This window comes from Methanocalculus sp. MC3, from assembly GCF_054767395.1.
Genome location: NZ_BAABMP010000005.1, coordinates 418,664 through 441,803 on the forward strand (window position 1 = coordinate 418,664; position 23,140 = coordinate 441,803).

16 protein-coding genes are annotated in these 23,140 nt (G+C 50.5%); 9 read left to right on the forward strand and 7 right to left on the reverse strand.

The genetic code is table 11. From position 1 onward, the window contains the following. Positions 1 to 143: 143 nt before the first annotated feature. Positions 144 to 2,210 (forward strand): C13 family peptidase, encoded by a 2,067-nt coding sequence (locus tag ACYUBO_RS11095; RefSeq protein WP_460374502.1) that lies wholly within the window; start codon positions 144 to 146, stop codon positions 2,208 to 2,210. Continuing rightward, positions 2,194 to 3,183, forward strand: a complete 990-nt coding sequence (locus ACYUBO_RS11100) for a BMP family lipoprotein (RefSeq protein ID WP_460374505.1) — start codon at positions 2,194 to 2,196, stop codon at positions 3,181 to 3,183. The genes ACYUBO_RS11095 and ACYUBO_RS11100 overlap by 17 nt, the downstream gene beginning before the upstream one ends. Positions 3,184 to 3,233: 50 nt before the next feature. On the opposite strand, the gene ACYUBO_RS11105 is transcribed toward ACYUBO_RS11100, so the two are convergent. Continuing rightward, on the reverse strand, positions 3,234 to 3,497 hold the full coding sequence (locus tag ACYUBO_RS11105; protein ID WP_460374508.1) for a hypothetical protein: 264 nt from the start codon (positions 3,495 to 3,497) through the stop codon (positions 3,234 to 3,236). A 37-nt stretch (positions 3,498 to 3,534) separates the two neighbouring features. Then, positions 3,535 to 3,780, reverse strand: coding sequence for a hypothetical protein (locus ACYUBO_RS11110; protein ID WP_300330563.1), 246 nt, complete (start codon positions 3,778 to 3,780; stop codon positions 3,535 to 3,537). A 97-nt stretch (positions 3,781 to 3,877) separates the two neighbouring features. On the opposite strand from ACYUBO_RS11110, the gene ACYUBO_RS11115 reads away from it, so the two are divergent. Both ACYUBO_RS11115 and ACYUBO_RS11120 read left to right on the forward strand, forming a co-directional pair. Further along, a complete protein-coding gene (locus ACYUBO_RS11115) occupies positions 3,878 to 5,080 on the forward strand; it encodes a hypothetical protein (RefSeq protein WP_460374511.1) in 1,203 nt (400 codons plus the stop codon). A 164-nt stretch (positions 5,081 to 5,244) separates the two neighbouring features. Further along, positions 5,245 to 6,105 carry a class I SAM-dependent methyltransferase gene (locus ACYUBO_RS11120; protein ID WP_460374513.1) on the forward strand — a complete coding sequence of 287 codons (861 nt, stop codon included), beginning with the start codon at positions 5,245 to 5,247 and terminating at the stop codon, positions 6,103 to 6,105. Positions 6,106 to 6,136: 31 nt separating this feature from the next. Here the strand turns inward: ACYUBO_RS11120 and ACYUBO_RS11125 are convergent, their stop codons facing one another. Both ACYUBO_RS11125 and ACYUBO_RS11130 read right to left on the reverse strand, forming a co-directional pair. Then, positions 6,137 to 6,538: a cupin domain-containing protein gene (locus ACYUBO_RS11125; RefSeq protein WP_460374516.1), complete on the reverse strand. Its 402-nt coding sequence runs from the start codon at positions 6,536 to 6,538 to the stop codon at positions 6,137 to 6,139. 194 nt (positions 6,539 to 6,732) lie between these two features. Beyond that, on the reverse strand, positions 6,733 to 8,151 hold the full coding sequence (locus ACYUBO_RS11130) for an RNA-guided endonuclease InsQ/TnpB family protein (RefSeq protein WP_460374519.1): 1,419 nt from the start codon (positions 8,149 to 8,151) through the stop codon (positions 6,733 to 6,735). Between the two features lie 96 nt (positions 8,152 to 8,247). Here ACYUBO_RS11130 and ACYUBO_RS11135 point away from each other — a divergent pair, with 96 nt between their 5' ends. Then, entirely contained in the window at positions 8,248 to 8,739 is a 492-nt protein-coding gene (locus ACYUBO_RS11135; protein WP_300330552.1) for an AraC family transcriptional regulator, read from the forward strand. Positions 8,740 to 8,783: 44 nt separating this feature from the next. Here the strand turns inward: ACYUBO_RS11135 and ACYUBO_RS11140 are convergent, their stop codons facing one another. Next, positions 8,784 to 10,388, reverse strand: a complete 1,605-nt coding sequence (locus ACYUBO_RS11140) for a PAS domain-containing protein (RefSeq protein WP_460374523.1) — start codon at positions 10,386 to 10,388, stop codon at positions 8,784 to 8,786. A 192-nt stretch (positions 10,389 to 10,580) separates the two neighbouring features. On the opposite strand from ACYUBO_RS11140, the gene ACYUBO_RS11145 reads away from it, so the two are divergent. Continuing rightward, a complete protein-coding gene (locus ACYUBO_RS11145; RefSeq protein ID WP_460374526.1) occupies positions 10,581 to 15,047 on the forward strand; it encodes a PAS domain S-box protein in 4,467 nt (1,488 codons plus the stop codon). Positions 15,048 to 15,111: 64 nt separating this feature from the next. Beyond that, complete coding sequence (locus tag ACYUBO_RS11150) at positions 15,112 to 18,474, forward strand: response regulator (RefSeq protein ID WP_460374529.1); 3,363 nt, start codon at positions 15,112 to 15,114, stop codon at positions 18,472 to 18,474. Positions 18,475 to 18,508: 34 nt separating this feature from the next. On the opposite strand, the gene ACYUBO_RS11155 is transcribed toward ACYUBO_RS11150, so the two are convergent. Beyond that, positions 18,509 to 19,678: a response regulator gene (locus ACYUBO_RS11155; protein WP_460374532.1), complete on the reverse strand. Its 1,170-nt coding sequence runs from the start codon at positions 19,676 to 19,678 to the stop codon at positions 18,509 to 18,511. A 192-nt stretch (positions 19,679 to 19,870) separates the two neighbouring features. Further along, positions 19,871 to 21,187, reverse strand: coding sequence for an ATP-binding protein (locus ACYUBO_RS11160; protein WP_460374534.1), 1,317 nt, complete (start codon positions 21,185 to 21,187; stop codon positions 19,871 to 19,873). A 198-nt stretch (positions 21,188 to 21,385) separates the two neighbouring features. Here ACYUBO_RS11160 and ACYUBO_RS11165 point away from each other — a divergent pair, with 198 nt between their 5' ends. Both ACYUBO_RS11165 and ACYUBO_RS11170 read left to right on the forward strand, forming a co-directional pair. Beyond that, positions 21,386 to 21,700, forward strand: a complete 315-nt coding sequence (locus ACYUBO_RS11165) for a hypothetical protein (RefSeq protein WP_460374537.1) — start codon at positions 21,386 to 21,388, stop codon at positions 21,698 to 21,700. Positions 21,701 to 21,880: 180 nt separating this feature from the next. Continuing rightward, the gene (locus ACYUBO_RS11170) at positions 21,881 to 23,140 is read left to right on the forward strand and encodes an AAA family ATPase (protein WP_460374540.1); all 1,260 of its coding nucleotides are present in this window, start codon (positions 21,881 to 21,883) and stop codon (positions 23,138 to 23,140) included.

The window sequence follows — 23,140 nt, forward strand, 5'->3', positions numbered from 1 at the left end:
GAAGAATAAAGGTTCTGGTTCTGCCTGTTTCTGAGAGAAGACAGGGGAGGATCATGAGGCCGCAGGGATGCGGCGTTTTGGTTGGATAGAGGTTTCGGGGTTGGATACCGCTATATCCCTTGCCGTTACATGAAGAATAACGAATGTCCACTATCACTTCATGCCTCTCATCCCGGAAATGCCGGATAGGAGTGATATTTTTCCTGTTTCTCCTCGTTTCAGCAGGCGGATATCTCTCCTGGCAGTCTGCCCAGCCATACAGGGTCGGCGTCCTCCTCCCCGGTTCCGGTGATGATGATTCGGGGTACTTCGAGACGCTTGAGTGGGCTGTTGCGGGATTGAACCGGGAGGGTGTCGGGCGGAGGATTGAACTCGTTTTTATCGATACGGCCGAGGTGCCGGTCATGGCGGCTGCCAGGCAGATGATCGGGGATCCGTCAATCAGGGTGGTTATCGGTCCAGCCACCAGTGACGAGGCATTCCTGATCGCACCGGATTTTATCAGGGCAAAGAAGCTCCTGATCACCCCCTCCGCCACATCCGGGGATCTTCTGAGGATGTTCTCGAGGTTTGGGTATATCTGGCGGACAACGACAGGGGATCGTGCCCAGACACGGATTCTTTTCACTATCTTAAAAGAGAAAGGAGTTGGATCTGCGGCTCTGCTGTACGAGGAGAGTACCTATGGGAAGACATTCCAGGACTGGGCTGCGTTTTATGCCATCGAGTCCGGGATCGGGCTTACAGCAACAGTTCCCTTCGAGAGGGGAGGGGATCCCGGTGAGGCGGTAGCTGCTGCCTGCCTCTCAAATCCCGAGTATATCATCGTCGCTGCCCGTGGGTCAGATGCCGCAGAGGTGATCCGGATCATGGATGAAGAAGACAATTCTCCCCGCCTTATCTTCACCGATGCAGTCAGGACAGGCACCTTCCTTGAGGCAGCAGGAGAACTGGCGGAGGGAACCGAAGGGATCAGCCCGACAGCTGACCGGAAGACCGGGTTCTTTGTCGCATACAAAGAGCATTTTGGCAGAATGCCTGACGATTATGCCGCCCATACCTATGACTCCCTCATCCTCGCCGTTGCCGCCCTTGCCCGGATGGAGGCTGTCCCATCCGAATCTCCGGCAGAAGCGATGAAAGCGGTCGTTTCGGGACAGGACGGCATTTACGGATGGGATCGGCAGGGTGCGGCAGCTGCGATCCGGATGATCCGATCCGGGCGGCTTCCCGACCTGAATGGCGCATCGGGGCCGCTTGAGTATCACCTGGATCAACCCGGAGAGCCGCTTGTTACCTGGTATGTACACTGGCGGGTTGAAGATCTTGATTTCCGTTCAAATACCTATATTCCGGGATCTTTTGGCGTAAAAAGAGCCGTGCAGATGCCGAAGACAATGATTGAAGGAGAGAAGGCTTTCATTTTGGAGGAGGGAAAGGAACCCCGTGCAGTCCTGGTAACCACCTCTTCAGACTGGGAGAACTACCGGCACCAGGCAGATGTCGCATATATGTACTCGCTGCTCCTTGAGAACGGGATTTCCGAGGAGAATATCGTCGTGATCAGCCAGGAAGATGTGCCATTTTTAGCGATGAACCCCGATTCAGGGCAACTCTATCACCGGGTTGGGGGTGAGAACATCTATATCCCGGCAACGGTGACACAGAACCCGATCACCTCTGACGCATTTGTATCATTCCTCCTTGGAGAGAGCAGCCCTGAGATCCCGTTCGGACTGGATAGTGATGGAGAGAACAACCTGCTCCTGTATATTACAGGTCATGGAGGGCCGGGATTCCTCGAATTCCCAAATGGCGATCATCTCACAAGCTCGCGGTTCCAGGAGACGCTCAGGGAGATGATGGAACAGGAGAGGTTCTCCCGTATCCTGATCGTGGTTGAAGCCTGTTATGGAGAGAGTATGGGCATCGGCCTTGATGTTCCGGGTGTTATCTTCATGACAGGAGCATCATACCATGAGCCGTCGAAGGGGGCTGAGTATGACATCACCCTCAGGCAATGGCTCTCAAATGATTTTTCGATGAGCATGACAGACATAATCGTTCAGCATCCTGACCAGACCCTCCGGGGACTCTACGAGATGACGTACGACCGGGTATCAGGATCGCACCCCCGGATCATTGCCGGGAATACAACTGACCTGAATATACCCATTGCGGAGTTCTTTTTGCATGAAGAGAGTCTATAGTTCAATTATCATTGCAGGCATCCTTATCTGCATTGCAGGGGCTCTGCTGTTGTTTGTTCCGGGCCCTGAGAGGCCGGTTGTAACCTTCGTCTATATCGGGGAGAAAGGAGATTTCGGGTACCTCGATTCCGCATACCTTGGGCTGATCCGGGCACGTGATGACATTGATTTCATCTCACGTGAGATACTCTGGGATGGATCATTTAGGCAGGATCCGGTGATCGGCGAGGAGGGAAAGAGGGCGGATCTGGTGCTGATTCTCGGAGATCTGATGGGCGGGTATGCAGAGAGCGTTGCAGAGAAGTATCCGGAGACGCCGATCGTCGTCATCGATGCCGGATCTGTTCGGGGGGACGCCATCCGTTCGGTCTCCTTCTCAATGTACGGGGCAAGCTATCTTGCCGGGGTGCTTGCAGCAAACCAGACAAAGACCAATAAGATCGGTGTGATCGCTGCGAAGGATGCCCCGGTTATAAGCTCCTTCACCGACGGGTTTATGGATGGAGTATATAGCATGAATCCTGATGCAGAGGTATCAATCATCTATCTGGCCGATGACGACAGCGGTTTTACGATGCCGGATGAAGCAGGGGATCTTGCCCGCAGTATGTATTCAGAGGGAACCGATCTGATCTTCACGGTTGCCGGGGGGTCCGGACCGGGGGCGATCACTGCCGCAAAAGACCTGCCGGGCCTCTTCATCATCGGGGTTGATTCCGACCAGTCTGAGCTGGCACCACGGACAGTGATCGCATCTGTTGTAAAACGGGTCGATCATGTTGTCTATCTCGAAATTGAAGCTGCCTTTTCGGGAAGGCTGGTTCGGAGTGCAGACGTGATCGGCCTCTCGGATGGGGGCTCAGCACTCATCATAAACCCGCGTTACCAGGATCTTAGCAATCTTATTGAAGATAGGTATTCAGAAGCAGCCGAAAGAGAGGCTGAGTATCTGCTCGGGAAAGAAGACGTTTGAAGAGAGAATAAAATACGACGGGGGAGAAGCAGGCATTCCCCCCGGCTCATTCATTTGTACGTAATCTCGCAGTTCTGGAGACAGGAATCGAGGATTGTTTGCCTGTCTGCATAGTTTACGTAACAGTAATTCAGGCATTTATTGTAGGTGGTGGAGCCGGGTAGATTCAGCACAGCTGCGCCTGCGAGTTCGCCATCTTCAAAGCCGGCAGAATAGCCCGACTGGACACCTGCCTGGTACGAAACCACCCCGACTGCGATAGCAATCAGGATTGCTGCAACCAGGGCTCCATACTTTTTTGTCTGCTCATCCATTGGAAGTGAGAATACCTGCAAGCTATTTATTCATTCCTCAACAGATCAGATCGCAATCAGATAGGCATTCAAATCTGTTTTCTGCATAATTGCATTTGAATAAGCAGTTCTTACATTTTGTACTGATAGCAGAGTTGTAGACATCTTCTGCCGAATCCATTCCATCTACAAATCCCCCTGCATATCCTGCCTGGGACCCCGCCTGCCAGGAGATTCCCGCAACAAGCAGAATAACCAGAATGATTGCAGCCCAGATCCCATACTGCTTCAGAGACTCATTCATGAATACAGGTAACCAATGAAGAGGTATTTATTAGTTCTTCACATCAAAACAAAAAGAGAGATCTTCCCTATACGGAGACAATGAATGGAGACAGAAGATGATGCGTGAAAAGAGGGGGGGTGTTTCTCTTCGAATCCCCGCCATCACCTTCATGCTCCTCTGCCTCCTTGTTGCCACCGGTACAGCAGCTGATGCCATTCCAAAACCTCAATCGACAGATACACCTGTTGAGACGATTGATGCGATCTTCTTCCATAGCATCACCTGCGCAAGCTGTACCCGCATGCAACCTCTGGTGGAGGCGGTTGCCGATGAATATCCGGAAGTTCGTCTCCTCTCCATTGAGATCGCATACAACAGGACGAACTTGGATCTCTTCCATGATACCATCCAGAACCGCTCCATCGGATCATATATCATTCCCCTCCTTCTTCTCGGGAACATGACCTTCTCCGGAGAGGAGGAGATCCGCATCTCCCTTCTACCGTACCTGAGGCATGAGGGAGATCTCGTTGCTGATGCCAAAAAGCCGATCGCCTTCGCGGGCCCCGTGATCCCGGATCACCCATCCGGGGGAACAGAGGGCACCGGAAACCTTACTGCACCGGCTCCCGGCTCTTCCGGGCGGCTTGAGGTGACTGTTCTCTCAGTACTAGCAGCGGCGGCTGTCGACAGCATCAACCCCTGTGCCTTCGCCGTCCTCTTTATCCTCCTCGCATACCTCACCTCCCTCCATGACAGACGAAGGCTGCTTATTGTCGGGCTCACCTATATCGGGGTTGTCTTTGCCGTATACCTTGTTGCCGGGCTCGCACTCCTTGGGTTCGTCCATAGCCTTGGGATTTCAGGACCGGTCCTAACCATCGCCGCTCTTGTGGTGATAGGAGCCGGTTTCATTCAGATTATGGATCTGGTGCTGAAACAGAACGGCTTTTCCCTCTCGATTCCGGAAGCGGTAAAAGAGAAGATCAGCAGGAATATTCGGCGTGCCACCATCCCCTCGGCAGTTGCGCTTGGGGCACTCGTCAGCCTCGTCGAGCTCCCCTGCACAGGCGGGATCTATCTTGCGATCCTTGGACTGATTTCTGATCGGATGACCTTTGCAGAGGGGCTGCCATACCTGATCCTCTACAATATCATCTTCGTGCTCCCCCTTGCAATCGCCCTTGGAATCGTCTACTCCGGTACATCCCCTGACCGTGTGGAGGCACTGAGGTACCGATACAACCGTCCGGTGAGGCTTGTAATCGGCATCTTCATGATCGGAATAGGGGCGTCTATGCTGCTTGGGATAGTATAAAGGGAGACGGCTCACCATTCGCAAAGCGGTTTTGTAAAACTAGAGATGTTTTTCGTAATACTTAATGCATACAATAACTAATTACATTAATAGGAGAACGGTGGCAGAGTAATCTATGCCATTTCAAAGCTCCTGCCATCCTTTTTGTATGCCGGTGATACCTGATGCAGCCCACGACAATCGACTGGAATTTGATCTGGAGAGAACAGCAGAGAGAGCACCATGCGACCAACATGGAGAAGAACGATGCGAGCTTCTGGGATGCAAAGGATGCCGCACGCAGGTTCTATGCGATGGCGCACGAAAACAATGGCGAGCGGATCAACAAAACCCTGAAGGAACTCCCGCTGACCCCGGATTCGCGGGTCCTCGATATCGGCTCGGGACCGGGGGCAATAGCCATCCCGATTGCAAAGCAGGTGGCGCATCTTACCGCGGTTGAGCCATCTGAAGGAATGGCTGCGGTCTTTACCGAGAAGATCGGGGAGGAAAAGTGCGGCAATATCACCCTCATCAACAAGCGATGGGAGGATGTCCATGTGAAAGCGGATCTGGAGCCGCCATACGACATTGTCTTTGCCTCCTACTCTCTTGATCTCCCCGACATTCGCGGAGCGATTCAGAAGATTGAGGAGGCTGCATCAAAATATATCGCGATCTACTGGTTTGCGGGCGAGACCTCCTGGGATGCGATGTCACGTGATCTCTGGCCACAACTTCATGGATGTGAGTATGTGCCCTCCCCGAAATGCGATATCCTCTATAATGTCCTCTACTCGATGGGAATCTACCCACATATCGAGTCATTCCCCTTCCGGCATATCAACCGGTTCGAGACCCTTGAAGAGGCGGTCGAACACTTTTCCGGGAGATTCTTTGCAGAGATTGATGACCAGAAGGATCTGATCAGGAGATACCTTGAGAGACATACCCTTCCGGATGACGGCACGATCATCATTCCCGGCAACTCGACCCGTGTCAGGATCTGGTGGGAGAAGACGGATCTTGTGCATTCAAACAGGTAAACAAAAAAACGAGGGGTTGTTGAAAATAGAGTTACTCGGTCGTCTTCCCGTCGAAATGCTCGTGGGCAGCTTCTGCTTCTGCCTTTGTTTTATGGATCGTCTTATCCTGGTGTTCCGGCGGGGAGTAGATGGTGTATAATTTCAGATCAGCTGTCTTTGAGGTGTTGATCACGTTATGTTCTGCACCCGCAGGAACAACCACGGCACTGCCGTCTTTGACTGCATGTGAAACACCATCGATGACAACCTTTCCTTCACCCTCTTCAAAGCGGAAGAACTGATCAATATCATCATGCACCTCTGATCCGATCTCCTCGCCAGCCTTTAGGCACATCAGCACGAGCTGGCTGTACTTCCCGGTATACAGGACTCTCCTGAAATCAGTGTTCTTTACGGTCTCTGTCTCAATATCTGCTGCAAATCCTTTCTTCATATCGTATTCCTCCAATCTTTTTTGTACGGCAAAGCCGCTCAGTTACCACTGGGTGTGGGGATTATATCAGGGTTTTGGAGATGGCAATTACCTGCTACGTTCACTTTCACACTCAGCGGTTGGGGATTTATTGCATCCCGTGGAGAAGATTGATATGACACACAGTGAGGTGTTATTGAGTCAACTACCCCGCCCTAAACGGCGGGGCTTGCAATAGCGGTGTTCCCACAGACATTGCAATTTAATGTGCACGAAGGTTGCTCGTAGTTGAGCCTTATTCGTACCGGTCGGTTGACGCGACCGCTACTGATTATCGGTGTCATAACCGAATCACCAGCTACTTTTCTCAAATGGTTTAACGCACCATTGACATCCGCATTGATCACGGTACCGGAACTGCTCTGATACAGTCCCCGGCTGATCCGACGGCATCTTCCATACCATGGTTTTTGGATCGGATCGAGTGCCAGGGCATCAACCTGCGATGTGTACCGTTCATCATGGGAGTCGTCAAAGTGTATCCCGAATATCTCACATTTTGCCTGTAATTTCCGTCGAAATTTCGCATAGGGAATCTGGACGAAATTCTGGTTGTTTTGAGCACCATGGTTGATCTGTTGTTTGATCCCATCCCATGTTGGCACAATAATGGTACCGATTTCGTGATCACATGCAAATTTGATGAGATAAGCGACAAATCGGTTCATCGCCTCATCGATTTTGTTATTTCGTCTGATGAGGAGGCGTGACTGGCGGTGCGTAAACTCCTCGGTTAATCCCTGTTTATCTTTAATCGATTGTAATCGGGCGTTTTCTTTGTTGTACCACCGGTTGATTGATTTTAGATACGTACCATCGATAATCGAGGCAGTCCCGGTAGCAGTGTCAACGATTGTTGCAAAATTGGTAACGCCGAGATCAATCGCAAGATAATGGTCAGGATTAAGACGTGTTGGTTGAAGGGGAACCATATACGCAAATTCGATCGTGTATACCTTCCCGTTATGGTGTGGCACAATGGTCACCTCACGGATCTGGTTTGGTTGAATGTGTGGCGGAATTTTGAATGTCAGTTCTTTCCCGGTTAATCTATGCTGTTTTTTAAACATCCGTGACATGCCGAGAGTGACATATCCATTCCGCATTGTGATATGCGATGCAGGAAATGCCAGTTTGTACCTGCCATTTTTGTCCAGATAGCGCGGGGATCGTGGTTGGCTGCTGAGTTCACCACAGTGGTACATCCGCATGAGTGCAAAATACGAGGTGTACGCTTCTTCAACACTCCTAATCGTCTGTTGCGCAACATCACTATGGAGCAGCGGATAGTTCTCATTCTGGCGGGACAGGACATAATTTGAGACATCTTTGTAGGGAAAGTCTTTTTTCCGGGTATAGGGGAGAAAGGAACCGATACAGATGGTGACGTTTGCAGCAATATCCGGTCGAACCGCTTGGAAGATCGGAGCATTTTCGCAATATTCGAAGTAATGCTGCCGGGTATTGTACAATGCAACATTGTACAAATTCTTTGAATAGTATGCGAGTGTGTCGATAATGTGATACTGCCGTTGTGACAGTCGCAGATAGTTTGACACCGTTCGAATAGCCATTATATCGGTATGGGTTGTACCATATTTTATACGTTATGTTTCAATTCCGGGCGATTCCTCCCCGGCATGAATGCCGGGGTCTCCTCGCCCTTTTAGATGAATGTATCTACACCGGAAATTCAGGAGATCGATGCGAGAGAGGTCGCATCGGTCACATTTGTAGGGAATTATCTTGGAAATGCGAGCGTTTTTGAAAAGCTGTTTGGTACGCTCTGCGGATGGGCAGGCGAAAAGCAGCTGATTTCGCCGGAGACTCAGATGTTATCTGCCTATTACAATGACCCCGACACCACTCCGCCGGAAGAGCTGAGGGTCGATGTCTGTATGACGATCCCCCCCGGAACAGAGATCCCCACGGAGGGAGAGGTACGGAAGCAGACCCTCCCCGGAGGAAAGTATGCAGTTATGAAGGCCGAACTCACCGGGCCTGAGGAGTATGGTCCCGTCTGGTGTGCACTGGCAGAATGGCTTGGGGAGAATAATGTCGAACTCGATCTCTCAAGGCCGGGATATGAGCACTATCTCAACTGTCCGGACGAAGATCCGGAGAAGCTCCATCGTGTTGAGATCTGCCTTGGCGTGAAATGAGGCAGGCTAAGAAGAGCTTTTGAGAAGTTAAAACCTTCAATCCCCTATTTACTTGACATAAACAGGCTGAGCGAGATCCCGGTGATCAGTGCGACAAGGGCTTCTGATCCGAAGTATTCGGGAGAGAAGAGGATCTCAAGCGGGATTCCTCCCCAGAAATGACCGAGGATCAGTGAGAGGATCAGTCCGAGGAGGAATACGATGCCGAAATGCCTCAACCCGACGAGATAGTCTGTGTAGACGAGCCTGATAAAGATGAAGCAGGCTCCGACATACATGATGAAGAAGGTCAGCCCTGCCTCGGCTGTTACTGCAGCGATCGTCCGTGACGAGAATATGCCAAACTCTGCGATGATCAGGTAGATGATGATCCGTCCAAGAGTACTATCCTCGGTTCGCGTGAGGAATTGTGTCAGGGACATGCCAGGCTCCTCACCGCCGGGTGTACGTTCCACACTCTTCTCAGAGAAGATCTGCGGCATCTCCGGGATCACCATACCCCGCTTCCTCATCACCATCAGGACAGCTTTCACAACCGCAATAAGGGCAACTCCGATGGCGAGGATACCCGCGAAGAGGCCCGCAAGGCCGAAGAATATGTTATCCAGCGTGAGCCCCCCCTGCACGATCCTGAAGACGAAGTCATAGAGGAAGATGTAGGTGGCAATAGTGATGATCAGAAGCAGGGCAACCTTCCTGAGATCGTTTCTGGTGAGGTTCATCAGGATCTCTAGCTGCTTGTTCGCTGAATCGAGGGCTTTTTCGGTCTTCCTCAGATCAGTCACATCCTGGCCCTGTGCGATAGTGGCAATCACCGTCTTCCCGTCATCTGCAAGGATATTTGAGGAATTCCAGATAACGGCACGGATATCCTTGTTTCGTGTACGGATCGGTATCTCACATGCCTCCCAGGAGGATGAGCCTGAACTCGCCGCCTGGATCAGATCCATCGCAGACTCGCAGGTGTCGGAGCAAAAGAGGATGCTGAGATCGGATCCTATCGCCTCCTCGGCAGTGATACCGGAGAGTCGTGCAAAGGCCGTGTTGAACCGGGTAATTGTACCTTCTGCATCCCAGACGACGATCGGGGCATTGGTATAGGAGATAAGGTTATTCAGGAAGTCATTTGTCTCGAGGAGTTCCCGCTGCATCCGCTGGATCTGCTCACGGTTTGCCTGCATCTCGGCTTCAAGTGCAAGAAGCTGCTCGTTCTTCCTCTGGAGCGCCTCGTTTATCGCATTTATCTCGAGGGTCCGTGCCCGGAGCCCCCGCTCTGTTACCATCCATCCTTCCATCAGGAAGGTGACGACTGCGCCGACGATAATAAAGATGAGAACCCGGATTACACCGTTTACGAGATGATCGATACCCGCTGCCGAAATGAGGATGATCAGGTACAGAAGCGCTAATATAATCGAGTAGATGAGGCCCTGCCGGAGATAGAAGAGACAGGCAAGGATGATCGGGATGAAGAAGAGGATCTGGGCAATATCTGAGAAGCCTGAGGTGAGAAGGAGGATGCTCAGCAGAATGCTGAGAATGGTGGAGCAGATGACAGCTAAAAGCGCCACCCTTGGATCAACAGGCAGGTGCATCTCCCGCTTCCATAGAGTCTCAATGAGAGAGGAGATCTCACCCGGGATCGGCATATTGTGTCATTAGGAGAATGGAGACAATAATTATTTCCATTGATTCGGATGGAGGGACAGTGATTTTCAGAAGGGTGAAGGAAGCGTTCCCACGGTGCTACCGGGAAGGCTGTATGGACAGGGATGTGGATCAACCACTTGGCTGGAAATTCATTGAAGAAGGTTTATTGTTCTTGGTACCAATTCAAGGATATGCAATCCCCCGGATCCGATGATCCGTCGATTTCACTCCTCTATGTGGATGACGAGCCGGCGCTCCTTGAGATTGGAAAGGCATTTCTTGAGCGGAGCGCCGGGATCCGGGTCGATACACAGGAGACGGCAATTGATGCACTTCGCCTGCTGGAGACGCAATCCTATGATGCAATCGTCTCTGATTACCAGATGCCCGACATGGACGGGATCGTATTTTTAAAGGCCCTGAGGGAGAGGGGCGACACAACCCCGTTCATCATCTTCACCGGAAAAGGACGGGAAGAGGTCGTCATCGAAGCATTTGATGCAGGTGCAGACTTCTACCTCCAGAAAGGAGGGGATCCGAGATCCCAGTTTGCCGAACTTGAGAGGAAAGTACGGAGGGCGGTTGATCTCCACCGGGCAGAGAGGGCAACCAGGGAGAGTGAGGAGCGGTTCAAGAGGGTGATGAGCCTTGTTCCGGATATGATCTCAATCCACGATCCTGAGATGACGATCCTCTACAGCAACTGGATGGGCTTTGGGGCTGTACCGGAAGAAAAACGGCAGGTACAGACAAAGTGCTACAGGACATACAGGGATTATGATGACATCTGCCCGGACTGCCAGGCAAAAGAGGTTCTTGCCTCAAAGGAGCCGGTTCATCGGGAGGTGCTCCTCCCCGATGGCAGATGGATCGATCTCCGGGTGATACCGGTTCTGGATGCAGATGGAAACGTCGATTTCTTCCTTGAATGGGTTCGGGATATCTCAGAGATGAAGCGTTCGAATTCTGAAATATCTGACGTTCAGCGGCTCCTTCAAGGGATGCTGGATGGTGTTCCGGATATCATCGGACTGCAACGGCCGGATCATACCATTATCAGGTACAATAAAGCCGGATACGATGCCCTCAATCTGACGCCTGAAGAGGTGGATGGCAGGCGGTGCTATGAGCTGATCGGAAGAGATGAGCCCTGCGAGATCTGTGCAACAACAGAGGCGGTTGCTACAGGAAAAGCCGTGACAATCGAGAAGTTCGTCCCCGAAATGCAGAAGTACTTCCAGTGCACAAGCAACCCCGTATTCGGGGAAGATGGAAACCTGGAACTCGTCATTGAGCGGCTTCATGACATCAGCGATCAGAAAATGACAGAGGAGGCTCTCCGCAAGAGCGAGGAGAAGTACCGGACACTGGTTGACAGGGCAAGCCAGATGCTCTTCCTCCACGATCAATACGGAGCAATCCTTGATGTCAACCAGAAGGCGATAGAGAGCACCGGGTACAGCCGTGAAGAGCTCCTTTCGATGAATGTCGCGGATATCGACCCCGATGCAGATAAAAGAGATGATAAACGATTGATCTGGCAGGAAACACCACTCACTGAGGAGAGGTTCTTTGAAACACGGCACAGGCGGAAGGATGGATCGATCTACCCAGCCGAAGTGCATGCATCAAGGGTAACTATTGCGGGTGAGCCCTGCATCATGGGACTCGCAACCGATATCACCAGCCGCAAACAGGAGGAGGCGGCACTTCAGGAGAGTGAGGGGAAGTTCCGTGGCATCATCGAGAATCTCCAGGATATCTACTACAGAACCGATGCAGATGGAATTGTCACGATGCTGAGCCCCTCGGCAGCCGGAATCTTTGGGTATGATACACCGGATACCATGATGGGCAAGCCTGCTTCTGATTTCTGGGTATATCCTGAAGAGCGGAAGGAGATTTTAAGGCGTATTGCAGAGGAGGGAGGAGTGCGGGACTATGAGGTCACGCTCAAAAAGGCAGATGGAAGCTTCCTCCCTGTTTCAGTATCCTGCCGCCAGATCTATGATGGTTCCGGAAAACCAGCAGGAATTGAGGGAGTTATCCGGGATATCACCGAACGAAAAGAGGCTGAAGAGAGGATCAAAGAGAGTGAGGAGAAGTACCGGCTCATCGCAGATAATACCGCAGATACGATATGGATCGCTGATCTCAACCTCAAAATCCAGTATATCAGCCCGTCTGTCCTGAAGATGCGGGGATATACCCCGGAGGAGGTGATGGGGCAGTCCTTACAGGAGATGCTGACGCCCGGGTCATTTGAATCGGTACAGAAACAATTTGCCGCGGAGATGGCGCTTGAAGCTACAGGAAAGGCAGATCCGGAGAGGACGATTCACATAGAGTTTGAGAAGTACCGGAAGGATGGATCGACGATACTGGTTGAGAATGCGATCCGGTTCCTCCGCGATCATGATGGGCAGCCGACTGGTATTATCGGGGTATCACGGGATATAACCGAGCGGAAAGAGGTTGAGAAACTCATCAAACAATCCAATGATCGCCTGAAAACCGTCATTAACAGCATTGATGCTTTCATTTATATTGCTGACATGGAGACATATGAGGTTCTCTTTCAGAACGAACACGGGCGAAATGCCTGGGGCAATGTAGAAGGTGCTATCTGCTGGAAGTCCCTGCAACACGGCCAGGATGGTCCATGTCCGTTCTGCACAAATGATAAATTGCTTGATAAAGACGGGAAACCTGCCGGGGTATACATCTGGCAGTTCCAAAATACGGTAAATGGACGATGGTACGAATGCCGGGATGTGGCAATTCAGTGGATTGACGGACGCATTGTCCGGATGGAGATCGCAACAGATATCACCGAACGAAAAGAGGCTGAAGAGAGGATCAAAGAGAGCGAGGAGAAGTACCGGCTCATCGCAGATAATACCGCTGATAATATCTGGATCTTTGATATGGACTTTTCGCTCCGGTACATCAGCCCCTCGGTTCTCTTGATGAAGGGCTTCACCGTGGAGGAGTCGCTCGCACAGACTATCGAAGAGGTGATGACTCCTGCATCATATGCAGCACTTCGGGATCGGTTTAATAAGGAGATGGAAGCCGAAGCATTAGGTACCGCTGATCCGGACAGAACCGTATCATTTGAGACTGAAGAATACTGCAGGGACGGATCGACAATACTGGTTGAGAACTCGACACGGCTGCTCCGGGATGAGGAGGGGAAGCCTGTTGGAATACTCGGAGTATCACGTGACATCACGAAACGAAAGGAGATGGAGAGAGCCCTCAAAAGCCAGCTTGACCTGATCGAAGGGCTCTTTGAGAGCCTCCCGCTTGGAGTGATCATCTTTGATACAGGCGGGACGATACTCCGCATGAACAGGGGAGTTGAGGAGATCACCGGATATTCTGCTGAAGAGATTCCGACTGTGGGGGATTGGTTCCTCAGGACATACCCGGATCCTGCTTACCGGGATGAAGTGATCGCAACATGGGAAAGTGATAAAGAAGGGGAGGTCAGGAGCCGTGAATTTAAGGTCACCTGCAAGGATGGCACGATAAAGGATATCGAATTTCATGCAGTATTTCTCACAGATGGCAGGATCATTGTGACGATCTCGGATGTGACAGAGCGGAGGAGAGCGGAAAAAGAGAAAGAGAAGAATGAATACCGCTTTTCGATCATGGCAAACCAGAGCCGTGCCTATACCTGGGAGATAGATGCAGAAGGCCTCTATACTTCAATCAGTCCGGAGGCGGAGGCGATAACCGGGTATAAGCCAGAAGAGATCGTTGGAAGAATGCATTTTTACGAGCTTCATCCAGAGAAAGAGCGTGAGGGATTCAAACAGAGAGCAATGGGGATCATTGCCAGAAGAGAGACCTTCACAGAGTTTGAGAATTGTGCTCATAAAAAGAATGGTGAGACCATCTGGGTCAGCACAAGCGGCATTCCAATTGAGGACGATTCAGGCCGCCTTATTGGATACTGGGGAACAGATACCGATATCACTGAAAGAAAACTCTCAGAAGATGCCCTGCAGATGGCAAACAAGAAACTCCAGATACTCGCGAGTATCACCCGCCATGATATACAGAACAGGATCATGGCTCTTCTGGGATATCTCGATCTGACAAAGATGGAGATTGATGATCCAAGGCTATCTAAGTATCTGGGTGAGATAGAGAGAGCAGGGAGTGATATCCAGCGGCAGATTGAGTTCACCCGCACCTATCAGGAGCTCGGTGTGGAGAGGGCGGCATGGCATGCTATTGACGATCTCCTCTCTCCGATATCCGGTTCAGAGCTGCCTCTTATTGCTGATTGCACCGGATACCAGGTACTTGCCGATCCGATGATCGAGAGGGTCTTTTCCAACCTGATGGATAACACCATCCGGCATGCCCATGATGCAACAAGAGTCGGATGCCGGTGCGAAGAGCGGGACGGGCAGCTTGCGATCATCTGGGAAGATGACGGGGCAGGTGTTCCTGAGGACCAGAAGAAGCGGATCTTTGAGCGGGGGTATGGAGAGAATACAGGACTTGGGCTCTTCCTCTCACGGGAGATCCTGGCAATCACCGGAATTACGATTGAAGAAACCGGTGAATATGGAAAAGGAGCGAGATTTGAGATGCTGGTGCCTGCCGGGGCCTGGCAGAAAAGTGATGCAAGGTCCTGATTTTCTTTTAGAGCCTGATCGGTGAGAAGGTATTTTCACCCTTAATGCTCATCATAGAGTAGAGATGACATCCACCGGGGCTGAGGTACAACCAATTTCTGTTCTCTATGTAGATGACGAGCCTTCGCTCCTCGATATAGGGCAGCTCTTCCTTGAGCGGACAGGAGATATCGCCGTCACTACGACAGGAAGTGCCGGGGAGGCGATCCGGCTCATGGATGAACACCGATTTGATGCGATCGTCTCAGACTACCAGATGCCGGGGATGGATGGGATCGCGTTTCTCAAACACCTGAGGCAGTCGGCCAATACAATACCGTTCATCATATTCACCGGAAAAGGCCGGGAGGATGTTGTGATCGAGGCCTTAAACAGCGGTGCGGACTTCTACCTCCAGAAGGGCGGCGATCCAAAGTCCCAGTTTGCCGAGCTTGCCAATATGATCCGTTCCGCTGTTGCCCATAAGAATGCTGAGAAGCTCGCTAAAGAGACAGAAAAGCGGCTCTATGATATCATACAGTTCCTCCCTGACCCCACCTTCGCTATTGATTCCAAAGGTATTGTGATCGCATGGAACCAGGCGATTGAGGAGATGACCGGCGTTCCTGCAGGCGATATGATCGGGAAGGGCAATTATGAATATGCAATCCCCTTTTACGGGGAACGCCGCCCCTTGCTGATCGATCTCATCTCCTTTTCTGATGAGGAGCTTCTGCGATCAAAGTATGCATCAGTCACACGGGAACGGGATGTACTGATTGCAGAGACCTCCCTGCCACGGCCGCTGGGAAGGTATGCTGTCCTTGCAGGCAAGGCATCCCCACTCTATAATGAGAGCGGGGATATCGTCGGGGCGATCGAGACCATCCGGGACAACACAGAACAGAGGCGATCAGAAGAGGCACTTCAGGAGAGCGAGGAGCGGTACAGGCTCACGCTGGATGCTGCCAATGACGGGATCTGGGACTGGGATTATAACACGGGAGACGCCTTCTTCAGCTCACGCTGGTATACAATGCTTGGGTATGAACCGGATGAGCTACCGGGATCCTATGCAACGTGGAGATCGCTCCTTCACCCCGGGGATCTTGAACGGGCTGAAGAGCATATCCAGAACCATATCCGGGAAGGAAGAGGGAGTTTCCGCCTGGAGTTCCGGATGCAGACAAAAGAGGGCAGATGGAGATGGATCCTTGCCAGGGGAAAGATCGTCAGCCGGGATGGAGAGGGGAGGCCTCTCCGCCTCCTCGGCACCCATACCGACATAACAGAGCAGAAGGAGGCAGAGAAAGCATTACAGAAGAGCGAACGGCTGTACCGGCTGATCACCGAGAATATGACCGAGACGATCTCGATTCTCGATCTCTCACTCAGGTTTACCTATGTCAGCCCGTCTGTTGAATCCCTGAGAGGGTTTTCTATGGATGAGGCTGTAGTACAGTCTCTTGGGGAGGTGCTGGCACCGGAATCCCTGATAGTTGCCCAACGGACATTCCAGGAGGCAATGGAGCGTGAGGCTGCCGGAGAACCGGTTGGTGTTGTCAGCCTTGATCTTGAGACATATAGAAAGGATGGATCAAGCATCTGGGTGAATAATACCATGACCTTCCTCCGTGACAGCGACGGGATTGCCACTGCCATCCTCATTGTGGGCCGCGATGTGACAGAGATGAAGAGAGCTGGGTTTGAAGCGGATAGGAACAAAAGGCTTCTCGAAGCGATGCTGGATGGCATCCCCGATATCGTCGGCCTCCAGCTCCCCGATCATACCATTGTCAGGTACAATAAGGCAGGATACGAGATCCTGGGCCTGAGACCTGAGGAGATTCAGGGCAGGAGATGTTATGAGATCATCGGACGGAGCAGCCCCTGTGAACTCTGTGCCACCACACAGGCGGTTCTCTCGAAGAAGCAGGAGACAGTCGAGCGGTATGTACCGGAGCTTGGGAGGTTCATGGAATGTACAAGCAACCCGGTCCTTGATGAGAACGGCGAGATCGAGCTTTTAATCGAAGTCCTCCATGATATCACAGAACAAAAAAAGGCAGAGAAGGCGCTTCTGGAGAGCAAGCAGAAGTTCAAGTCCCTCTTTATGAATATGATCGAGGGATCCGCCCTCCACGAACTCATCTACAGCGAGGATGGGAAACCAGAAGATTATCGGATCATTGAGATCAATGCCTCGTATGAGAGGGTACTTGGAGTCAGGTGGAAGGATACCATCGGGAAGACAGGGCGGGAGATATACGGTGCCGGTGATCCGCCTTATCTTGAAGAGTATGCAGGTGTGGTCCGGTCTGGAGAACCGGTAATCTTTGAAACCTACTTCCAACCCCTGAAGAGGCACTTCATCATCTCGGCATACCGGACAGGGGAGGGCAGGTTTGCCACAATATTTGAAGATATCACCGAACAAAAGCTCGCTGAAGAAGAGCTTCTGTTAAAGGATGCCGCCGTTCGCGCATCATTAAACGGCCTTGTCATCACCAATCTCTCCGGAGATATCACCTATGCCAATCCCGCATTCATCGCCATGTGGGGGGCTTCTGATCAGGACGAGGTACTTGGCCGGTCTATCCTCTCCTTGTGGACGGCTGAAGCTAGTGGCCGGGAGATAGCTGAATCAATACAGAAGAACGGCAGCTGGTCGGGTGAGGTGTCCGGAACCAGAAAAGATGGATCAGAGATCATCCTTGAGCTTGCCACAAGCCTTGTCCGTGATGCTTCTGAAACTCCTATCGCTATGATGGGCTCCTGTATCGATATCACCGGCCGAAAGAGAGAGGAGAAGGCGCTTCAGGCCGCCAACAAGAAACTCCAGATCCTCTCCAGTGTCACCCGGCACGATATCCTGAACAAGATCATGGTGATTGACGGCTATATCTGGCTGAAGAGAGAGAAAGAGGGTGAGCAGCAGGATATGTACCTCGCTGATATTGAGAAGGCGGTCAAATCGATCGAACGGCAGATCGAGTTTACCCGCCAGTATGAGAACCTGGGGGTGCAGGCACCCACCTGGCTTTCGATCGCCAGTTTAATCGAGGTGATTGATGATGGCCGGCTACCCATCATCCGGCATCTCTCTGATGAAACCGCCGTCTTTGCCGATCCGATGATCCAGAAGGTCTTCGAAAATCTCATGGAGAATACCCTCCGGCATGCCGAAGGGGCGAGCCGGGTGGAGATCCGGTGCGAAGAGCGGGATGGCCGGCTCGACATCATCTGGGAGGATGATGGGCCGGGTGTTCCTGACGACCAGAAGGAGCGGATCTTCGAGCGGGGTTTTGGGAAGCATACAGGCCTTGGGCTCTTTCTCTCACAGGAGATTCTGGCGATCACCGGGATTATGATTGCCGAGACCGGGGAATATGGGAAAGGAGCAAGGTTTGAGATGCTGGTGCCTGAAGGGGGATGGCGGCAGGGATAGGCGGAGGCCCGGAGCCCACCTTTCTCAGTCTCTCTTACGCCGCATCATCAGCCCTGATATCGGTTATATCCTCAACTGAACAGAGTATGCAGGGCCTGTCATCTATCGTGACAAATGATGAAGAGAGGCGGCAGATGCAGATCTCGCCGGACCGTCTCCGGCAGCAGAGCTCCATGCCCCTGACCTGCCTGCCTTCCCTGACTGCCGAGTAAAAGGCATCCCATTCAAAACCGGGTACAGGAAGATCAAGTTCTTCCACAGTCTTTCCGATCACCTCATCCCGCAAGTACCCGAAACGCTCCTCAAACATATCATTGATATCCAGAAAGACCCCGCCTTCAAGGGAGACGACTGCCAGTGAGACCGGGGTATGCTTAAAGAGCATTCTCAGCCTCTTTTCGGATTCTTTGAGTGCATTTTCAGCCTTGATCTGTCCTGATATATCCCTGACAGAGAGGAGAATTGCCGGGATAAAACCAAATTCAATGAGATTCCCGACACATTCCACAACCTTCTCATTGCCTTTGAGTGTTTTGATCCGGTACTTCAGATCAAAAGGCTCATTCCCGCTTTGGATTTTAGCAAGAGCTTCAACGGCACTCTCCCTTTCGTCAGGGGAGATAATGAAATCCAGGGCATTGATACTGCCGGTTGTGTCCATATCCGGATCGCTCTCGATGATATCTGATGCACGGGGGTTTGCAAAGAGGATTCGTGCATTGAAATCCACGATGATGATCCCTTCGTTTGACTGTTCCACCAATGTCCTGAATATCTCAGTACTTCTCCAGAGTGCGTCTTCTGCCTGTTTCTTCCCAATCGCGTACTCGATCTTCTTCCGGAGCTCTGCAAACAGGGCAGCTGATCCCCCGGTTTTCTGGATATAGAAATCTGCGCCGCAGTTTAGGGCGTCGATCACCACTTCTTCCCTTCCCCTCCCGGTGAAGATGATGAAGGGAGTCGAGCTATCCATCTCCCGGAGATACTGGAGCAGCGAGATACCATCCATCCCCGGCATCTGGTAGTCCGAGACGATCGCATCGAAATCCTGCTCCCTGAGGAGGGAGAGAGCTTCCTCTGCGTTGCTTGCGGAGGTTACTGAAAAGTCTCCGGATTCTTCGAGAAACTGCTTTCCCACATCCAGAAGAGCGGGTTCGTCATCCACGAGGAGGATCCGAAAAACCGGTTTACCGGCAGGCGGCATATAAGAAAATACGGGTATAAGACCATAACTGTTCCGATATGGTGTATATGATAGGAAATGTGGGCGTAGGATCATTTTCCTCTTATTTCTCCAGCCATTCCTGTTTTAAGAGTTCGTTTTTAGTTCTTCAGCCGACCACTTCACCAGCAAACAGCCACATTCTAAAAAATATTTATCAGTTTAACCACAGTATCACCTAAAACCCACCAGAAACGCCGTCACCGGAACGACCTCAATTTTCATTTCATCCACTTCAATCGTCTTCTGCTGGTGTTCGGTGATGATCGTCCCTTCCGTCAGACCGAACTTTCTGCATGCCATGACGAGACCGGCGACCTCCCGTTCCATATTATTGTCATGCAGCTCATAGCAGACCTGGTATGCACCGGTGATCCGGCCCTTCTCCTGCGTGATAAAATCGCATTCATACCCCCCTTCATTCAGAAAGAAGAGACCTGTCCCCTGCCCCCGGCGGACGAACTCATTGAAGACGATATTCTCGTATAAACGGCCGATATTCTCGGAGAAGAGGAAAGAAACTGCATTGACAAAACCGGTATCGATGCAATAATATTTCACATCACTTCTCAGCTGTTTCTTCAGGGAGTGATCATAATTTCGAAGCTCCGCTATCATGTAGGTTGCTTTGAGGTAATCGACATAATCGGATACGGTGGCATAATTGTACGAAAGCGCCTTACTGATACTGTTCACACTGTTCTGTTTCGTATCATTTGTCAGGATGTATTCAACGAGTTTCTTCAGCATATCATAGTTTTTCAGACCATAGCGTGCCAGAATATCATGCAAAAGGATCGTGTTAAAATACGACAGAAGCTCTTCCTTCTTCAGATCCTCATCAACAAGGACGACCTTTGGAAAACCACCATATCTAAGGTAATTATCAAAAAGCTGATTAATCTCTCTCCTTTTCGTTGAGTAATCAGCGATAGTCCGGCATTCAATGCCATTGAAAGAGAGAAATTCCCAAAATCTGAGAGGATAGACGGCAATCTGAAGATATCTCCCGCTGATCGATGATGCCACCTCGCCGGATAGGAGCTTTGATGATGATCCGGTAATATAGATCGTTGCCTTCTTAAGATCATGGGCTGTTCGAACCCACCTCTCCCATCGGTCAACATACTGTACCTCATCAAGGAAGAGGAAGACCTCGCCGTCAGGGTTGATCGCTTCCCGGTATGTCTCAAGAATCAGGTCGAGGGTATGTGGATCTGCATCTTCAGAGAGCCTGGGATCTTCAAAATTGATATACAGGAGCTCTTTCTTATCACGGCTCATTGCAAGTGCTTCCATCTCCTGTTTCAAAAGCGTTGATTTTCCGCTCCTCCGTATTCCTGTCAGGACGACGATCTCTTTCGATCTCCTGTACCGCTCAAGGATGGAACGATATGCCGGTCGTTGCACATATGTTTCAAAGTCCCGATCCCAGTAGTTCCATTCCCCGAGGATCTCAAGGATCGCGAGTTTTGACAGCTCCTGCATCATGCACCTCTACGATACTATTGTGCCGGGGGATGATAAAACTTATAGTATACTGAAAGTTTTTCAGGCTTTTTGTTATAGTATACTATAAGTCGCTCCTCGGTAAACCCCCAACAATAATTATACCCATAATAATTGTAATTATAATCATTATCAAATTCTAGGGCAGGAGAGAAGAGCTCAGGCTGATGGAACACCTTTATGCACAGAACCTCTCGCTCCTCTTTATCACCGGCAGTCGGCTCATGGTGGAACCGCCGGGGCGACGAGATCGATCTCCTCGCAATATCCGAGGGGGCAGATCTTGCAGTTGAGATCATGAACACGGCACTCACCCGCTCCGAGGCATATTCCATTCTCACGTCATTAAAAGCAAAACTACCCGCAGTGAAGGGGCTCTCCTACCAGGTCTCGCCCGGCGTTGTTGCCCGTGAAATTGAAGATGTCGCAGAGTTTCAGAAAGAGGGGTTTTACTGTATGGAGCTTTTGGAGTTGCTGGAGAATACCCGGAAATGATCGATCACCTGATCCTTTCATCATTGCACAGTTTTGGAGAGAGAAGTGCATTTTGGATAGATAATACAATATGATGGCAAATGCATGGGTTTTCAGGGACGTTAGAATATTGAGAGATTCTACGAAAAAATCGTATAATCTACCAATACCATTATCTTTCAGGAGATCTGAGTATAGTATATGCTGATAGAATATAGTGTGGAAAACTTCCGTTCCATCTCTGAAAAGACAACATTTAGCATGGTACCTTCGAAAGAGAGGAAGAAGGCGGAGAACTTAATCCGGGTTGATGGAGTTACGGGGGTAACGAAATTACTGAAAAGCGCTGTCATTTTTGGAGCGAATGCATCGGGAAAGACAAACCAGATCCGCGCTCTTGACCTGATGCAATTTATTGTTCGTATGTCCCGAAATTTCAATAAAGGAGATAAAATCCCATATTTTCCATTCATCCTGAATTCTGAGTATGCAGAGAAACCAACAACTTTCTCACTTAACTTCATCATCGATGAAACGGAATACCGCTATTCATTCTCCTATAATGCAGATGAAATAATATCCGAGGAACTCGTGTATTTCAAAGGAAAAAGCGAAAAGACGATCTTTATCCGGAATCAAAATGATCTCCAGGCATACCAGGATGATGATGAGCAACAGGGGCTTTTTCGCCACACAGGAAATAATGTCCTCTTCCTCTCAAAAGCAAATAATGAATACAAACCCTTTGGACCGGCATTTAAGTGGTTTAATGAGAATTTAAATTATCTGGATTCCATCATGGATATTGGTGACCGATACACGATTAACTATATGAACAGATCACAGGAGAATAAGGATAAAATAATTAATCTGCTAAACTTTGCCGATTTTGATATTCATGATGTATCAGGCACTATAAAAACCCTGAAGAGAACAGATATTCCCGATATCGTCATTCAATTCATTGAAAAAGATACGAAAAAACCTCTTCCTGATGGAGCTATAATGACATCAGAATTAAAGAGCGTACATACCCGGGATGACGGCCATCAGATCACAAATACATTCTCTGAATTTGAATCTGCTGGAACCCAGATCTTCTTTAACCTGCTTGGATTATTCCGGGATGCATTTGAGAATCATCAGCGAGTCCTTATTATTGACGAGTTTGATACACGGCTCCACCCGGATTTAATCACGTACATCTTCCGTCTCTTCCATAGCAATAAGATCAACAGGATGAATTCACAGTTGATTGTAACTACCCATAATACGCGGCTTTTATCAGCCGATATCTTCCGAAGGGAACAGATCTGGTTTACTGAAAAGAAGAAGAATACCAGAAATACCGATCTGTATTCCCTTTTTGATTACGAAAAGAGGCTGGATCGGTCAATAGAGAAGAACTATTTTTCCGGAAGATACGGGGGAGTGCCGGATATCATGGAAAGGGGGTTATAA